The organism is Clostridium sp. CTA-17 (assembly GCF_054767895.1).
Genome location: NZ_BAAABF010000002.1, coordinates 18,094 through 34,570, shown reverse-complemented (window position 1 = coordinate 34,570; position 16,477 = coordinate 18,094). Strand labels below are relative to the sequence as shown.

Below are 16,477 nucleotides of genomic sequence, written 5' to 3'. Positions count from 1 at the left end.
GAAATAGAACCTAGAATTATCTCCTAACCTTTTTCATATGTTTCTTATTTTTAATTATAAAGTTCAAAATATCTATCTATAACCTTTTCTAACTCAACAACACTTATATATTTAGCTTCTCTTAGAATCTCCTTACCATCTATATATAAAATAATTGCTGGAAACATAAAAATACTTAATTGTGCTACTATGTCTACACTTTTATCAGCCTGAACCTCTATAATTTTTGCATTATCATATTTTTTTATTAATTCCTCTATTTTAGGCTTTAAGACACCACAGGCACAACAAGTATTAGTGCTTAAATAAGCTAATCTTATACCTTTTTCATTACAAAATTCCTTAAATTCTTTTTCATTATCAATAATCCTCATAAACTCATCTTCTTTCTAAATATGTATAAAGGGATGAATTCAATCTAAAATTCATCCCCTAATATAATTATATCAATTATAAAATATTATTCAATTTAAAGATTTATAGCCCACTTGTATATCCTATCCTTTAAATTTAGTAAGTAAGGCTTTTGTCCAGAATCATATAAAACTAGTTCTTTTTCACATAGAATATTATTATAAGCAGCAAATTGAGTTGATGGAGGACATATATCATCCATTAATCCTATAGCCATGTTTACTTTTCCTTTTATTCTATGAACAATATTTTTTATATCAATATATCCTAAGGTATTAAAAACATATTCTTCATTCTCATGATTTGGATCTATAAACTTAAAATATCTTATTAATTCATCATAAGAATCTCCCCCTAAATCCATAACCCAAATTCTTTTGTAATCACATAAAAATGGATAATAAGCATAAACACCTTTTATTCTATTTTCTAAGGCTGCACAAGCCAAAGCTAAGGCTCCTCCTTGTGAACCACCAGTTGCAAAAACTCTCTCCTCATCTACCCATTCCATATTCATTATGATTCTAGCTAAAATAGCAGTATCTAAAAATATATTCTTAAACAACAATTTTTCTCTTCCTTCAACTAATCCCCTAACTATATGCCCTTTTGACTTAAAAGATTTAAACTTACAAGAATCTTCTTTCAAGTAATCTTGCCCTCTACACTCCATAACTGCAACACACATTCCACTAGCTACATAGTGAAGATTATTACTCCAGTCATTGCTTCTCTCTTCATATCCATGAAACTCTAACAAAGCTGGCATTTTCCCTTTAACTTCTTTAGGTTTCATAAATTTTGCATATATTCTAGCTCCATTAATACCATTAAAATATAAATCATAACATTCTGCTATAGGACTTTCAAACTCAGCCTTTTTAATTTCTAATTTAATATCTAAATCATCTAATTCTATCAACTTAGAATCCCAAAATTCATCAAAATCTTCTGGCAAAGGGCTAATCCCTCTGTATTCATAAAGTTTTTCCAAAGACATATCCAAAATTGCCATGATAATACTCCCCCTATAATCCCATACACCTACATTTAATAAAAAAATTATTTTCCCCTATATATATTTTTATAAAATCTTTTTATTTTATTAAATTTAAACCTTTACTACAACCTAATTTTACCATTAAATTGTATTTCTTTCAATTAATTCATATATTATCTTTGATCAAAACATCATAGAAAATTTTTTCTAAAAACTAGTTAGGTATACTACATTGTAATTAATTTCTCATTTTAATTATTCCTTATAGCTTAATAATTATCTATATTGTCATAAGATTACTTAAATTATTAAATCTTTAAAATAATAATTTTAATTTTATTAAAAAGTTTACTCTTAATATAAACAATGTACATCTATTAAATCTCATATTAAACTATAATTCTTATTGATGAATTTAATTCTCACAAATAAAATACAAGGAGATTTATTACATGGATAAAAAAAAGAAAATTATTAGCTCAATTATTGGAATTATAGTTGTTCTTTTAGGTGGATATTTTGGAATAGATTTGACACAAGGCTCTAAAGTTCCTAAGGACTCTGAACTTATGATTTCTTATATGGATGTTGGGCAAGGTGATGCAGCATACATAAAAGTAAATGGAAATGATATTTTAATAGATGCTGGTCCAAGAAGTAATTCTAAAGAGCTATTAGAACAATTAAAAGCTAAAAACATTGATGATTTTGAATTAGTTATTGCAACTCATCCTCATGAAGATCACATTGGTGGAATGGTTGATGTATTTAAAGAATATGAAGTAAAGGCTTTCTATTCTCCTAAAATAACTCATACAACTAAAACATATGAAAATCTTGTTAAAGCAGTGAAAGATGAGGGATTAAAAACTAAAGAATTAAAAGGTGGAATGGTTATAGATTTAGGAGAGGGAGCTAAATTTGAGGTATTTACTCCTCAAAAATCAGAGTACGAAGAACTTAACAATTATTCTCCTATAATGAAATTAAGCTTTGGTGACACTTCTTATTTATTCACTGGTGATGCTGAAAAGTTAGCTGAAGAGGAAGCCTTAGCTAAGTATAAAACTTCTCTTGATTCAGATGTAATAAAATTTGGTCATCATGGATCTAGTAGCTCATCAAGCAATGCCTTTATAAAAGCTGTTTCTCCAAAGTATGGAATAATAAGTTGTGCTAAAGATAATAAATATGGACATCCACATAGAGAAACTTTAGACATAATAAAAAAATATAATATTAAGACCTTTAGAACTGATACAGATGGAGAAATAATTCTAACTTCAGACGGAAAATCAATAAATTTTAATTAAATATAAATATTATAATTATAAAACTTTTAGATATTAATAAATAATTAAATTGTAAAACATTCCTAAATAAGATAATAAATGATTTCAAAGTTTAAAAATGATAAAATATTAATATAATATATATACTTTATTTATAAAATTTAATATTTTAGGAGAGCTACACATGAAAAAAAATTTATATGTCTTATTAAAAGGAATGTTATTCTTTTTTTCTTTTTCCATTATTGGAAGTATCTTACCAACAATACCCTCAAATAATGCAGCTATTTGGAGATTTGGTGCAGAATTAGTTCCTTTTCTTTTAATTATATCCATTACTCTAATATTTTGTATAATAGATAGAAAAACTATACATATTTTCAATAACATTTTTTTTAATATTTGTATTGGAATTGGTGTTGGACTTATTTGGCTTTTAATTCCTACTTTAATTTTAATATTAACAGGGACAATGAAAATCCTTAAAGTAAATTATGTTCCTTCATTATGGTTATGGATAATCTCTGCATTTCTTAATGTAATTATGCAAGAATTATTAATTCGTGGATATTTATATCAATTGATAAAAGAGAACTATAATGTTATTACTTCAACTATTATAACAACTACTTTATTTACACTTATGCATGGTGGTGTATTAACATATGGAATTATTCCAATATTAAATATTATAACCATGAGCCTATTTATGACAGCTATATTAGAATATACAAACTCACTTGTAACTCCAATTATAATTCATTCTATCTGGAACATAGTTGGTTCTATTATTTTAGGCGGCGTATCTTTAGCTAGTGATTATCCTAATTTACTTGAAGTTAATTTTTCAGGGAATAAACTCCTTTCAGGAGGTCTATGCAAACTGGAAGGAAGCATAATAGTACTTATTGTTAATGTTTTATTATTTATTATTTTTACAGAATTGACTCGAAAAAAAATTGAAAATATTTAATTAAATTCAATAAATATACTGAATTCCATAACAAAAATAAAGCTTATACATATTTTATTGGGCGAATTAATAAATAAAATTTTAATAGAAAAAGGTCTGTGTCAAAAGTTTTATTAATTTTTGATACAGCCCCTTAATCTTATTTTTCAATATTAATGCTTATATTATTTCCAACTATTTTATAATTTTCTCTTGGAAACTCTATATTATATTTAGCATCTTTATTAAAATTCTCTATAGTTCCTTTAAATGAGTACCCTTCATTTGTAAGACCTAAGAATTCACAATTAATATCAACTTCTGAAAAATTTTCATTTCCCTCTATATTCTTCTCTATTTTAGTGATTTTGAATAAATCTCTAACTGTGCTTATATATCCCTTAGCAGTTAAACTAAATTCAAGATTTTCTCCATTTTGATAAGTGTTTATTTCATATAAAGCACCATTATTCTCATTTTTTATTTCCATACTTCCCTCTTTAATTAATTCAGCATTAATATCATCAAATCCATTCTTTAAAGCTGGTATTAATAATACATTTTTATGTTTTTTCTCAATATCTTCAAATATTAAGTTTCCACTTCCATTTAAAATATTGCTACTATCATCAAAGCTATAATTAAATCCTTTAACTTCTATAGGGATACCTTTTTCATCAAGAATTATAGGTTCTAATAAATATCCCCTAATATCTTCTTTATTTTCATCAATCTTACCTAAGGATTTATAATTTAAAATAGATTGAATAGGAGTATTAGTTAAGTTTTCTATTTTAAATTCAATACCATTATAATTTATAGTTTCTTCTATGTTATATACATACTTATCTATATCATTTGAATCTAAGCTAAGCTGAAATTTATATTTTTCAGGATATCTCCCCTTCCAATTTCCGTATAAATCATTTACTAAAAATGTTAAGTTAACTTTTTCTCCTAAATCACTCATAGTAAAATCATATTCTGCTATCCCAACATACGTGTTATCATCAATAAATTCTCCATCATGATTTAAATTTCTATAATATATAGATTCCCTATCTCCACTATCTATTATAGGAAAAATAATTGGCTTTTTATTTTTATCTAGCTTACTGCGACTTTTTATTTCATATGTTATTCCTAATCTTGATCCATCATAATAAACATCATTTAATATCATAGTTGTTCCCAAAAATGAATCCTCTAAATTTATATTTTTTCCTTTTTCTTCATAATAACTTTCTCCTATATTTAATATCTTTTTAATGCTCGAAAATGTAGCTTTTAGCGCTTCATTATTTTCAGCATAAACATTAAAAACACTTCCTAGTGTTAAAACACCAATTAATGAAAATCCAATAACTTTTTTATATTTTTTCTTTTTTCTTATATTGTTTCGTTCCGGTAACTCATTTAACACTTTCATCATTTTATTTTTAAATTCATCACTAGCTCTTAAATTTTCTTTCTTTCCTATATCCCTAAGTTCTTTATCAAATTCTTTCTTTAAATCTTTTCCCATTTAAACTCCCCCTATAATTTTAAAAAGTTTTTCTTTTCCCCTACTTAATCTTGATTTCACAGTTCCCTTAGGTATATTAAGAATTTTACTTATATCATTTATGGATAAATCCTCAAAATAGAATAATTCTATAACAACTCTAAACTCTAAATTTAAAGTTTTAATTGCCTCCTTCAAATCAATTTCACTTATTTTTTCATCAGAAGTTTCCAAAGCAAATATTTCTGATACAGGTATTATCTTATTTCTCTTATTTAGTATCTTGTTACACTCATTTATAAATATCCTTGTTATCCAAGTTTTAAAATATTCTTCATTCCTTAGATTTACTATATTTTCATAAGCTTTTATTATCATGTTTTGAACAGCATCTTCCACATCATACTCATTTTGTAACATCCTTTTACTAACTCTATAAAAGAAATCCATATTTTCTTCAATAAGAAAAATAAACGCTTCCTTATCACCTTCCATTGCTAAATTTACTTTACTCTTTATTTTCTTTTTTCTATTTTTCAATATATTAAACTCTATTAAATTTCCTATTTCCATTACCCCTCCACTTTTATTTACATAGCTATTTTTTTATTCACTATTTAGATTCTCTGTGTAAATAAAAAGTTCCCTAAAAGCAAAAAAAATCTACAGGTAAAATATCTGTAGATTTTAAGTATAAAAAATATTTAATTTCTCTGTATTAATACAAATTAAAAACTTTGTAAATTAGTTGTTTTCGTGAGTAGTCATATCTCCTGATCTTAATGCTCTTCTTTCAGCTATTAAATTTTTAACTAAAACATCAATAGTCCAATTAATAGACGTTTCTGTAACCATTGCAACTAACGGTCTTTGTATGCCTACTTTTTTTAGATTTTCTAAAAATATATGAACTTTTCCAGGAGCTATGGCATTAAATATTATTGCTCTTTCTTTAACTCCTTCACCTTCTGTTTTTTCAATTTCGTCTTCTAATATATTCTTTATAGTTTCTTCTCCATTTTTAGAGTTTAAAACTATTTGATCTTTTATTCCCATTATTCTAGCAAAGTTTTGTATTTTCTTTAATTCTTTATTTCCAAAGTTATATAAGATTACACAACTTCTTCCTTCTTGTTCACTTCTATCTGAAATATCTATTCTCTCAAATGACATAATCAATTCTCCTTTGATAACAAATTGTAATTATTAATTAATATCAATTATATCATATTTCTATTAATAATCATATAATTTACACTTTTCTTTAAGTAAGCCTACATATATTTAAAGAACTTTAAAAGTATTTAGGCACTTCTTTATATTATTACTCATAAATAAAAGTGACATACATGCAAAATCATCAGCACCAGCCCCTAATACTTTTTTAAAGTTATGTTCATTTATTCCTCCTAAGGCTATGACCTTGCAATTTACCTTTTCCTTAATTTCTTTTATAAAATCAATTCCCTTAGGAGTTGCACCCTTCTTACATTGTGTTTCAAAAATAGGAGATACTAATATATAGCTTGCCCCTAATCTATCAACTTCAATGGCCTCTAAGATAGAGTGAACAGATACTCCAACCTCTAAGGATTTAACATCTTCTAAATTTCTCTTAAAATCCTTAAAGCTTAAATGAATAAACTTCTCCTTCAAAATCCTTGTTGCTTCAATATTGGAATTTATTATTATATTTGTTTCCTTTGGAACTAAATCTCTTATTTTTATATAAACCTCTATTAATTCCTCTGTACTTAAATCTTTTTCTCTTAAAATTATATTTTTAACACCATATTTACCTGCTTCCTCTATGGTATTAAAATATTTTTCCCTATTTACTAACTTTCTATTGGTTATTAAAAACATAAAAATCACCATTTTATAAAATTAAAAACTTATTTTAAAATCTATGCCAATCCTTAAATATAGGTTGATACCCTTGACTTTTTATTAATTCCTTAACTTCACTTACAGAACTTTCATCATTTATATCAAATTGGCTTGTACCTTTTTCTTTTAAAGAATGACCTCCAACTTCAGTAGAAACTCCAGCACTGATTTTACTCACTCCTAAGGGAATTAAATTTCTTCTAAAATCCTTTCCTTCTCTAGTAGATATATTTATTCCCCCTTGAGGATCAAATAGTCTATAGGCTAAAAGTATTTGAACTAGCTCCCTATCATCAACTTCATTTAACTTTTTAAGCCCTCCTTCACAGGGTCTTATTCTTGGCACTGAATAACTTATATCTATATGAGGATACTTATCTCTTAAATATTTTCCATGCATTGCTGTAAAGAAGGCATCTATTCTAAAATCAGCTAATCCTAATAAGGCTCCTATACTTATGCTTCTCATTCCAGCTTCTGCTCCTCTCTCTGGAGCTTCTAATCTGAATTTATAATTTTTCTTTGGACCAGCCACATGAACCCTATCATATACTTTTTCATCATAGGTCTCTTGATATACAGTAAGCCCTTCAGCACCTGCTTCTACCACCTTTTTATATCCCTCTTCTGTCATTGGATATATTTCAATGGTTATGGAAGGAAATTTCTCTTTCAAAGTTTTAATGCTCTCTTCTATATACTCTACTGGAGTATGATATTCACTTTCCCCTGTTAATATTAGAATATGTTTAAATCCATCCTTTGAAATAGCTTCCCCCTCTTTTTCTATTTCTTCTTGATTTAATTTTTTCCTACATATTTTATTTTCTACATTATACCCACAATATGAACACTTATTTACACAATAATTTGAGATATACATAGGTGTATATAGTAATATTGTCCTTCCAAAATATTTTAAGGATAGATTTCTTGCTTCTTGAGCCATTTCTTCTAAAAACTCTTCTCCCATAGGAGATATTAAATTAAGTAAATCCTCTGGTCTCTTATTTCTTTCATAAATACTTCTTAATACATCTTCCTTTTTTACAGAATCAAAATATCCATAAAAATCAAAATCTCTATATTTTTCTACTACATCATAAAAACTCAATTAAATCATCTCCTAATCTAAAAATCCAGTAAGTGGAGATGAAGCATTTCCAAACTTTGATTCTCTTCCCATTTTAGCTTCATAAGCTAATCTGCCACCTTCTACTGCCATTTTAAAAGCTCTAGCCATATTTATAGGATCTTCTGAGGATGCTATGGCAGTATTAACTAAACAAGCTGCCGCTCCCATTTCCATGGCTTCCATAGCCTGTGATGGCTTTCCTATACCTGCATCAACTATAATAGGAATATCTAATTCATCTATCATTATTTGAATCAATTCTTTAGTCTTTAACCCTCTATTGCTTCCTATAGGTGCACCAAGTGGCATTACAGCTGCCGCTCCAGCTTCTATTAATCTTCTTCCTGCATAAAGATCTGGACACATATAAGGAAGGACAATAAAGCCTTCATCAGCTAATACCTTAGTTGCCTTTATGGTTTCTTCATTATCTGGAAGCAAATACTTAGAATCTGATATAACTTCTATCTTTATCCAGTTTCCACATCCCATAGCTCTTGCTATCCTTGCTATTCTAATAGCCTCCTCTGCATTAGTTGCCCCAGAAGTATTAGGAAGTAGTATTACATCCTTAGGTATATTTTGAAGAATATCCTCTTCCTTATTATCTAAATCTACCCTTCTTAAAGCTAAAGTTATAACTTGAGAGCCACTTCCCTCTAAAACATCCTTTATTATTTCATTTGAAGGATATTTACCACTTCCAACAAAAAGTCTATTTTTTATTTCTACTCCACCTATTATTAACTTGTCCATAAAAAACTCCCCTTTTCTACTCACTACTCTTCTTATTTCTTCATATTTTAGACTAGTATTTTATTTTTTATATATAAACTCTGTCTAAAAAGCAATTAAAATTCACTCTATTTTTACTATTATTTATTTTTGAAATTCTATTTTATTAACAGCTATATCTATAACTAAATTAGCCATGTGATTTGCACATATAGCCACTCTAGGAGCCATTAATCCACAGCCTTCCCTAGCTTCATTTACTAAATCTCCACAAATATAAAACTTATCTGTTATTTGCTTTGTTTTTATTAAATTTGAATCATAAAAGCCAGCCATTCCTGAAGAGGAAATCAAAAATTTGTCCTTCATATTACTTAAAACATAATTAGCTAATAAGGCTTTGTAATCTGGATTATCAAAAGCTTCTATTATTATGTCAGCTCCTTGTAAAATACCCATATTATCTTCAGAAAGCTTAAGATTTAAAGCTTCTATTTTTATAAAAGGATTTATTCTAATTAAGTTTCTTTTTAAAGCAGTTACTTTAAATTCTCCAATATCCTCAATATAATACTGTTGCCTATTTAAATTAGAAGGTTCTACTATATCAAAGTCTACTAAACTTATACTTCCAACCCCTATTCTTCCTAAGGAAATAGCAATATTAGATCCAAGGCCTCCACATCCAGCTATTAAAACCTTAATTCTTTTTAGTTTTTCATGAATACCTGGTGTATGCCTAGATACCATTAGTTCTTCTAACTCCTCTTTATTAGGCATAATTCCCTTTTTTATAAAGACAACCCTATCTCCATCATTAAGCTCCTTATCTTCTACAAGTGGAAATCCATTTAAAACTATAACATGAGAATCAGGAAATTCTTCATTTTTTAAAGAATACACTGTGCAATTTTCTTTTACCTCTCTCCACTTTTCATTAATCTTTATATTCATAAAGGCTCCTCTTATCTTTTTTCTCTTTTATTTTCAATGACCTTTTATTGTTTAGACTTCTTAAATCATTCTTAATCATCCTCCACCAACAAAGGCAATAATCTCAATTACATCTTCATGATTAAGTAATATTTCATTATAATTACAGGAATTAACTATCTCTTTGTTTAGTTCTACAACAACCCTGTTACTATTTACATTTAAACTTTCTAGTAAATCATAAACTGTATTAAGTTCACCCTTTTCTAACTTCTTACCATTAACAATCATCTTTTCACCTCTTTCCCAATAACTATCGCTTTTATACCAACAAAAAAGGTTTAGCAATATTGCTAAACCTTTAAAAATATATTCTCTAATTAATCATAATAATATTTTCTAATATGAAAAATCACAACTTAAAATATACTTCCCTACGTTGGTATTAACCAAATCAGGTTATTAGAGTTAGGATTAAAAATCCCTCTCAGCCTTTTACAGCACCCCTAGCAATATCTTAAAATTATTTATTTTTATTTATCATAACTCAAAAAACATTTTTTATCAATTAGTTTTTTCCTTATTTTCTAATCTTCTATTTTTCATTGTTATTAAATTATTATTTAACATAGCTGTTAATATTAATCCTATTAAAGCTATAATAGCACATGTTAAAAACAATTTAGTATATCCAGTATTCATTGTTTGTTGGAATGCAGTTTCTATTGCATTTTTAGCTCCATCTAAACTTTGCATATATGATTTTTCAATCATGTCAATGTTCATATGAGGATTATTAGCAAACTTGTCTCCTAAAGTTGCAAATTGTGATTGTACCATTCCTTTTATAAGACTAAATATATTCGTAACACTAGCATTTCCCATTGAATTAGCAAAGCTTGAAGCTCCACCACTGTTTGACATTATATTAGACATTCCATCCACATGTGGCATAACTTTTTGTAATGCTTCTGGTACTCTTCTACCAGCATCTGATATAAAGTTAATAAGAATATTGGGTGAAACTGCAATACCTATAGATTTAACTAATGATACTGCTGATTGTCCAACTGTAGCCTCATTATCCGGTACTAAGCTAAGCATTAAATAGTTTATTGGTGTTCCCATAGAGAAGCCTAACCCAAATCCCATAATAGCTAGTCCTATTACTAAATTAACCATACCTGGGTGTTTAGTTGTTACATATCCTTGATAAAGGTTACCTATTATAACTAAACACATACCTATTAATAATACTTTTTTAACCCCTATTTTATCAATAAATTTTCCACCTAAAGGTGCTGCTATACCTACAAATATTGCAAATATTGTAACTATATATCCACCACTCCCCATTGGAGTTCTTAATATATTTTCACTAAATTGAGGAATAAATACTGTTGCCATTAATCCACACCCTACAACAAAGCTTAATATTAAAGTTATAGCTATTTCCTTATTAGTAAAGTAAGATAAGTTTATTACTGGATCTTCGGCTTTTCTTTCTACCCAAACTAATACTGGAATTGATATTATAAATATTAAAAGATATGGCCAAACATCTAGTGATTTTATTGAATTAGTGAAATCATAGAATCTTAAGTTTGTAGCTCCATACATTAATGATAAGATTAATATGGTTAATACACCTGAACCAAGAATATCTAACTTCTTAATTCCTTGTGCAGAAGTATTTTCTTCTAATTTAGTTGCCATAAGTAATATTATTATACTGATTGGAACATTTACTAAGAATAAAAAGCCCCAGTTTTTATCTCCAAAGATAGAAAGTATTCCAGAACCTAAGCTTGGTCCTACAACTGTTGCTATTCCATATATTCCTCCAATCATTCCTAAAGCTGAACCTCTTTTTTCCACTGGGAATGATGTTCCTATGTACGCTGTAGCTATTGGCATTATACCTCCGCCACCTATTGCTTCTATAGCCCTTGAAAATAATAAAAATGTATAACTATTTACATAGTCTGATATTCCACATAGTAAGGAACCTAGTCCAAATAGAGTTATTGAAACCATGTAAACTTTTTTTCTACCATACTTATCAGAAAGTTTTCCCATAAGAGGCATTGATACAGCATATGCTAAGGTATATATTGTTACAACCCAAACACTAGCATTCTGTGAAACTTTTAATCCCTCAGCTATTATATCTCTTGCTGGTGAAACTATGCCAGAATCAATAGCTCCCATGAATATTCCTAGTAAAAAGACAGCCATGGTAATTCCAACTGATTTTTTCTTCATTATTGTCACCCTTTCTTAAGTTTTTACTTATTCTAAGTGTGACTTTTATTAATATTATTTTTTTAAATACTATTAATAAAACTCACAGTGAATTATGTTCAGTTTACTATCTAAAACTTCTAAAATCAAAGTTTGAATTTTCTTAAATTCTCCCAAAATTCATTAAAACCCAGTATTTATTTTATTTTTATTCATATTTAGTTAATATTTTGTTAACATTATATTTTCTAAAAATTAAGGGCTATATCAAAATAAAAGTATAAAACCTATAAATAGTGTCTTACTCAATATTTGTAAGTTTTATTCACCAATTATTTTGATATAACCCATTTTAGCTATTTTAACTGCTCAATTTGTTCCTTTAATTTTCTTATTTCTTCATCTTTTTCTTTTAGCTTAGTTTCATAATAGTTGTCTTTATCATCTAAATTATTATTTAGCATATTTATTAAAGAAGCCATTTCATCTGCACTTCCTACAATTCTGTTAAAAAGCAAAAGATTAGATTTTAATATCTCTGGTATCTCTTGATGGGAATATCTTAGTCTATGATCAATTTCTCCATATCCTTCCTCAAAAATAGTCCTTACTTGTATCTCAGCTATTGTTGTACTATCTTGGGTAAAATTTAGTTCAACTAAATAATGAACTGATCTATATCCTGATTGTCTTGATATAACTTCAATACCCAGATTATCAAATATACTTCTATCATCTCCATCTCTTATATTTGCTGTTATTTCAATTACATTCCAAGTCTTTATTATGAAATCATGTATATCCTTCCATTGATCCTTAAATATATGTAAAACTCTTATTCCTATTAAATCAGTTATTTCATTTTTATAGTTATACTCGTTAAAGTAAAAATCCTCACCATATTTTTCTTTTCTATCTTCTGTTTTTCGTATTATTTTTTCTATTAATCTATCTGGATTTTTTATCCTTGATTTAACAGAATGAACATTTTCATTAGAACGAAGTATATTTGCTATAAAATCAGCTTGATTATAATAAGACCCCTCAAACTTTACAAAATCATTATATATTCTCTCTAAATCTTCAAATTTAATTTTATTTTTTTCTATGTGTTCTTCTACGTGAGGATATTTTTGAAGAAAAACTTCTTTATTTAAACTTCTCATAACTATCTCCCCTTGTTTTAATTTATTGTTGTATGTAATACACTATAAGCTCTATTTCTCTATTAACCTCTTTAAATCTTCTAAACCTAAATCAATTTCCTCTTTGGAGAAATTACATTTTTTTAGTTCTTCTTCACTTTTATTAGCTAGCAAGTTATACATTTTTTCTCCTATTTCATATATTTCAATAGAAGGATTTTTCTCTGCTTCTTTAAAAAGCATATCCTCTGCCTCATCAATTTTACCTTTAGATATTAATCCTCTTAAAGTTATCCAAAAAATATCATCCTTTGAATAAGTATCAGCTAAAAGAAAATCATTTTCTCCATCATTATTTAATAAGAATCCCATTAAAACACCTACTTTTCTATTTCCTTTTTTATATGCTCTTTTTTAAAATACATAACTCTATTTAAAAAGCTCTAAATATTCTTCATATCCATTTTTCTTTAATTCTTCCTTTGGAATGAATTTTAAAGAAGCAGAATTTATGCAATATCTTAATCCACCTAAATCCTCTGGTCCATCACAAAATACATGACCTAGATGTGAATCTCCTAATCTACTTCTAACTTCTGTTCTAATCATTCCATGACTTTTATCTATCTTTTCTTTTATTATGCTTCTATCTATTGGTTTTGAAAAGGCAGGCCATCCACAAGAAGAGTGAAATTTATCCTTTGAAGTAAATAAAGGCTCTCCTGTTGTAACATCTACATATATTCCTTCTTCATTAAAATCCCAATATTCATTTGTAAAAGGTCTTTCAGTTCCATTTTCTTGAGTAACATAATATTCTTCCTCAGTTAAGATTTTTTGTAATTCCTCTTTTTCTTTCTTTGTATATTTCAAAATGATCACTCCATTTTTTATTTATTATTATTTTAATGCTTTATATTTACATTCTTTCAAGATAATCTTTTATATTTTCAATTATTATTTCTAAAGCTTTAATACTCTTTAATACATTTCCTTTTATACATAATGAATGTCCAGCATCATCTATTTCTAATACTCTTAATCCTTCATATTTTATTTTCTCCAAATTCTCTGAAGATATTAAAGTATCCTTAGTGCCAGTTATTATTAATCCTTCTTTATCTAATTTCTCTTTAAAGGTTTCATTGATAGGAGTTAAATAAATATTTTTAATATCAATATCACAATTTTCTTTAATTTCTTTATGTATTTTACTTTGCAATACTGTACCTAGACTTTTACCTATAAGAATAATTCTCTTATATTTTCCTCTTCTAAGTTCTAAGGCACTAAAAATAACATCTAAACTTTCAAGGAATAATTCCCTAATATCATTTTCATCATGTCTATTAAAAGGTTCTCTACTAACTTGAAATCCATATTCTATTCCTAAATAATCAAATTTTAAATCTAAAATAAGTTGTTTAGAATAATCTAAAAGTGCTTTATCCAGGGTGTACCCAAGTCCAGGTAATATTACAGCTAAAGTATCACTTTCATTACAAATTAATTTATTCTTAGTTATACATTTCCACATTGATTGTTTCTCTATATTAAGACTATTCATATTTTACTCACCTTCTTTTTAAATTCTATTATATAATTATATGTTAAATTTTTTCAAGGAAGAAAAATTTATATTTTTCAAAGGATTTTCTATAAAATGGAAGAATATATAATATAATCTCTCTTTTAGAAAGGAGTTCTCATGAATATTGATAATATAAAAGAAGTTCAAGCAAAAAGCAATAAAATGATCTCTGAAATTCATTTTAAAGAGCAATGTAGTTGGCTTAGAAATTCAAAAAAGGAAAAAAATTTAGAAGAAGACTTTTCAAAAGAAATTTATGATGATCTAAAAGATAAAAAAATTTATTTAGAATTACTTGAAAAGGAAATTAAAGATATTTTTTCTAGTAGAGATTTTACAAATAAAGAAAAGAAACGCATATATGAATTAACTAATGAATCTTTTTGGAAATGGAAATTTAATTTAAGTAAAAAATAAGAAAACATCATTAGTATTTTCTAATGATGTTTTCTTATTTTTACTATTTACTTGTTTTTCCTGTATTGTTTTCAGTTTGATTACTATTGTTTTCTTCTTTAGAAGTATTTTTTATAACTTTAAACTCATATCCTTCATTTTTGTAGTAATCTATTATTTGTGGTAATATTTCTACAGTTTTTTCTTTTCCTGCTGCATCATGCATAAGAATAACTACATGATTTTTTCCCTTTGATGTCTTTTTCACATAATTAAGCATTTCCTCTGTAGAATATGGTTTTCCCTCTGCATCACCATCTAAGGCATTCCAATCAACATTTATTATTCCATTTTCTTGTAATATATTATCGAACTCTTTAAGAGAAGGATCCTTATAATATTTTCTTGTTCCATAACCTCCTGGCATTCTTAATACCTTACAATCAAATTCTTCTCCCAAAATGCTCTTCATTATATCATTAGTCTTATTAAGCTCATTCATGAAAGAATCAATATTCAGCTTATTTCCTGGGTATAATTTTTTAAAGTCATGACTATAACTGTGATTTGCAATTGCGTTCCCACTTTTTAATTCTTCTTTTAAATACTCTTGTCTTTTAGAATCTTTTTCTATACTACTTCCTAAAACGAAAAATGTTGCATGTACATCTTTCTCTTTTAATGTATTTAATATCTTTTCTGTGGAATTAGATGGACCATCATCAAAAGTTAAAAATACATACTTACCCTCACCTTTATATGTATCATTAGCCATTGCTTGTACCTCTTTAGCATCAACTGCATATTTATCTGCTTCATATGTAATATTCATTCCTGGCATAACATCATCTGGATTAGGTTTTAACACCTTATCCTGATTAGCTTGTCCTTCATTGCTTGAAACCTTATTAATTGAATTGCTACCTATCATTGTAACAACTTTTATTCCACCCCATAATAATATTATAATTGCTAAAACTCCTAAAAATATTTTTAAAAAATTATTTTTATTGGAGTTTCTTTTTTTAGAAAAAATATCCTTACTCATTCTTTCCTCCTATGTTAAATTTATATATTTTAGAATTATTCCATTTGTTCACTTAAATAATTATCTTTTAAAATTTTGAATTTATCATTTCAAAATAGTTACATTTTTTAAATAATAAGAAACTTAATTTTAGTCCAAATCTTATTATATATCAAATGAAACTATATTTTCCAATAAAAAATAAGAATAAACTCTATT

General features: G+C 26.9%; 19 protein-coding genes and 1 riboswitch. Of the genes, 3 read left to right on the top strand and 16 right to left on the bottom strand.

Going from position 1 to position 16,477, the window contains the following annotated elements; translation table 11 throughout:
- Positions 1 to 50: 50 nt before the first annotated feature.
- Together ACYUCG_RS04500 and ACYUCG_RS04495 are read right to left on the bottom strand one after the other, a co-directional pair.
- Positions 51 to 374: a thioredoxin family protein gene (locus ACYUCG_RS04500; RefSeq protein ID WP_060794409.1), complete on the bottom strand. Its 324-nt coding sequence runs from the start codon at positions 372 to 374 to the stop codon at positions 51 to 53.
- A 95-nt stretch (positions 375 to 469) separates the two neighbouring features.
- Positions 470 to 1,429 (bottom strand): acetylxylan esterase, encoded by a 960-nt coding sequence (locus tag ACYUCG_RS04495; RefSeq protein WP_240298496.1) that lies wholly within the window; start codon positions 1,427 to 1,429, stop codon positions 470 to 472.
- A 437-nt stretch (positions 1,430 to 1,866) separates the two neighbouring features.
- Here ACYUCG_RS04495 and ACYUCG_RS04490 point away from each other — a divergent pair, with 437 nt between their 5' ends.
- Complete coding sequence (locus ACYUCG_RS04490) at positions 1,867 to 2,727, top strand: ComEC/Rec2 family competence protein (protein ID WP_460268194.1); 861 nt, start codon at positions 1,867 to 1,869, stop codon at positions 2,725 to 2,727.
- A 163-nt stretch (positions 2,728 to 2,890) separates the two neighbouring features.
- Entirely contained in the window at positions 2,891 to 3,679 is a 789-nt protein-coding gene (locus ACYUCG_RS04485; RefSeq protein WP_460268193.1) for a CPBP family intramembrane glutamic endopeptidase, read from the top strand.
- Between the two features lie 139 nt (positions 3,680 to 3,818).
- Here the strand turns inward: ACYUCG_RS04485 and ACYUCG_RS04480 are convergent, their stop codons facing one another.
- The 13 genes from ACYUCG_RS04480 to ACYUCG_RS04420 all read right to left on the bottom strand — a co-directional run bounded on the left by ACYUCG_RS04480 (position 3,819) and on the right by ACYUCG_RS04420 (position 14,811).
- Positions 3,819 to 5,183, bottom strand: coding sequence for a DUF4179 domain-containing protein (locus ACYUCG_RS04480; RefSeq protein WP_283683153.1), 1,365 nt, complete (start codon positions 5,181 to 5,183; stop codon positions 3,819 to 3,821).
- Positions 5,184 to 5,735 (bottom strand): sigma-70 family RNA polymerase sigma factor, encoded by a 552-nt coding sequence (locus ACYUCG_RS04475; RefSeq protein ID WP_460268192.1) that lies wholly within the window; start codon positions 5,733 to 5,735, stop codon positions 5,184 to 5,186.
- A gap of 171 nt (positions 5,736 to 5,906) precedes the next feature.
- Entirely contained in the window at positions 5,907 to 6,335 is a 429-nt protein-coding gene (locus ACYUCG_RS04470) for a DUF3783 domain-containing protein (protein WP_131336372.1), read from the bottom strand.
- A gap of 111 nt (positions 6,336 to 6,446) precedes the next feature.
- Entirely contained in the window at positions 6,447 to 7,028 is a 582-nt protein-coding gene (locus ACYUCG_RS04465) for a thiamine phosphate synthase (RefSeq protein ID WP_460268191.1), read from the bottom strand.
- A gap of 34 nt (positions 7,029 to 7,062) precedes the next feature.
- Positions 7,063 to 8,166: a 2-iminoacetate synthase ThiH gene (thiH, locus tag ACYUCG_RS04460; RefSeq protein ID WP_060794404.1), complete on the bottom strand. Its 1,104-nt coding sequence runs from the start codon at positions 8,164 to 8,166 to the stop codon at positions 7,063 to 7,065.
- Between the two features lie 12 nt (positions 8,167 to 8,178).
- Positions 8,179 to 8,943: a thiazole synthase gene (locus ACYUCG_RS04455; RefSeq protein ID WP_003449693.1), complete on the bottom strand. Its 765-nt coding sequence runs from the start codon at positions 8,941 to 8,943 to the stop codon at positions 8,179 to 8,181.
- Positions 8,944 to 9,066: 123 nt separating this feature from the next.
- Positions 9,067 to 9,876 carry a sulfur carrier protein ThiS adenylyltransferase ThiF gene (gene thiF / locus ACYUCG_RS04450; protein ID WP_139933649.1) on the bottom strand — a complete coding sequence of 270 codons (810 nt, stop codon included), beginning with the start codon at positions 9,874 to 9,876 and terminating at the stop codon, positions 9,067 to 9,069.
- Between the two features lie 75 nt (positions 9,877 to 9,951).
- The gene (thiS, locus tag ACYUCG_RS04445; protein WP_060794402.1) at positions 9,952 to 10,146 is read right to left on the bottom strand and encodes a sulfur carrier protein ThiS; all 195 of its coding nucleotides are present in this window, start codon (positions 10,144 to 10,146) and stop codon (positions 9,952 to 9,954) included.
- A gap of 123 nt (positions 10,147 to 10,269) precedes the next feature.
- Positions 10,270 to 10,373: riboswitch (TPP riboswitch) on the bottom strand.
- A gap of 46 nt (positions 10,374 to 10,419) precedes the next feature.
- Positions 10,420 to 12,120 carry an MFS transporter gene (locus ACYUCG_RS04440; protein WP_060794401.1) on the bottom strand — a complete coding sequence of 567 codons (1,701 nt, stop codon included), beginning with the start codon at positions 12,118 to 12,120 and terminating at the stop codon, positions 10,420 to 10,422.
- A gap of 335 nt (positions 12,121 to 12,455) precedes the next feature.
- A complete protein-coding gene (locus tag ACYUCG_RS04435) occupies positions 12,456 to 13,265 on the bottom strand; it encodes a RelA/SpoT domain-containing protein (RefSeq protein WP_139933651.1) in 810 nt (269 codons plus the stop codon).
- 51 nt (positions 13,266 to 13,316) lie between these two features.
- On the bottom strand, positions 13,317 to 13,616 hold the full coding sequence (locus ACYUCG_RS04430) for a DUF6483 family protein (protein WP_060796062.1): 300 nt from the start codon (positions 13,614 to 13,616) through the stop codon (positions 13,317 to 13,319).
- Positions 13,617 to 13,673: 57 nt separating this feature from the next.
- On the bottom strand, positions 13,674 to 14,117 hold the full coding sequence (gene msrB, locus ACYUCG_RS04425) for a peptide-methionine (R)-S-oxide reductase MsrB (protein ID WP_139933652.1): 444 nt from the start codon (positions 14,115 to 14,117) through the stop codon (positions 13,674 to 13,676).
- A gap of 46 nt (positions 14,118 to 14,163) precedes the next feature.
- The gene (locus ACYUCG_RS04420) at positions 14,164 to 14,811 is read right to left on the bottom strand and encodes an alpha/beta hydrolase (RefSeq protein WP_283683180.1); all 648 of its coding nucleotides are present in this window, start codon (positions 14,809 to 14,811) and stop codon (positions 14,164 to 14,166) included.
- 141 nt (positions 14,812 to 14,952) lie between these two features.
- Here ACYUCG_RS04420 and ACYUCG_RS04415 point away from each other — a divergent pair, with 141 nt between their 5' ends.
- A complete protein-coding gene (locus tag ACYUCG_RS04415) occupies positions 14,953 to 15,252 on the top strand; it encodes a hypothetical protein (protein WP_060796065.1) in 300 nt (99 codons plus the stop codon).
- A gap of 43 nt (positions 15,253 to 15,295) precedes the next feature.
- Here ACYUCG_RS04415 and ACYUCG_RS04410 read toward each other — a convergent pair whose 3' ends face one another.
- Positions 15,296 to 16,279, bottom strand: a complete 984-nt coding sequence (locus tag ACYUCG_RS04410) for a polysaccharide deacetylase family protein (RefSeq protein ID WP_060796066.1) — start codon at positions 16,277 to 16,279, stop codon at positions 15,296 to 15,298.
- Positions 16,280 to 16,477: the final 198 nt, after the last annotated feature.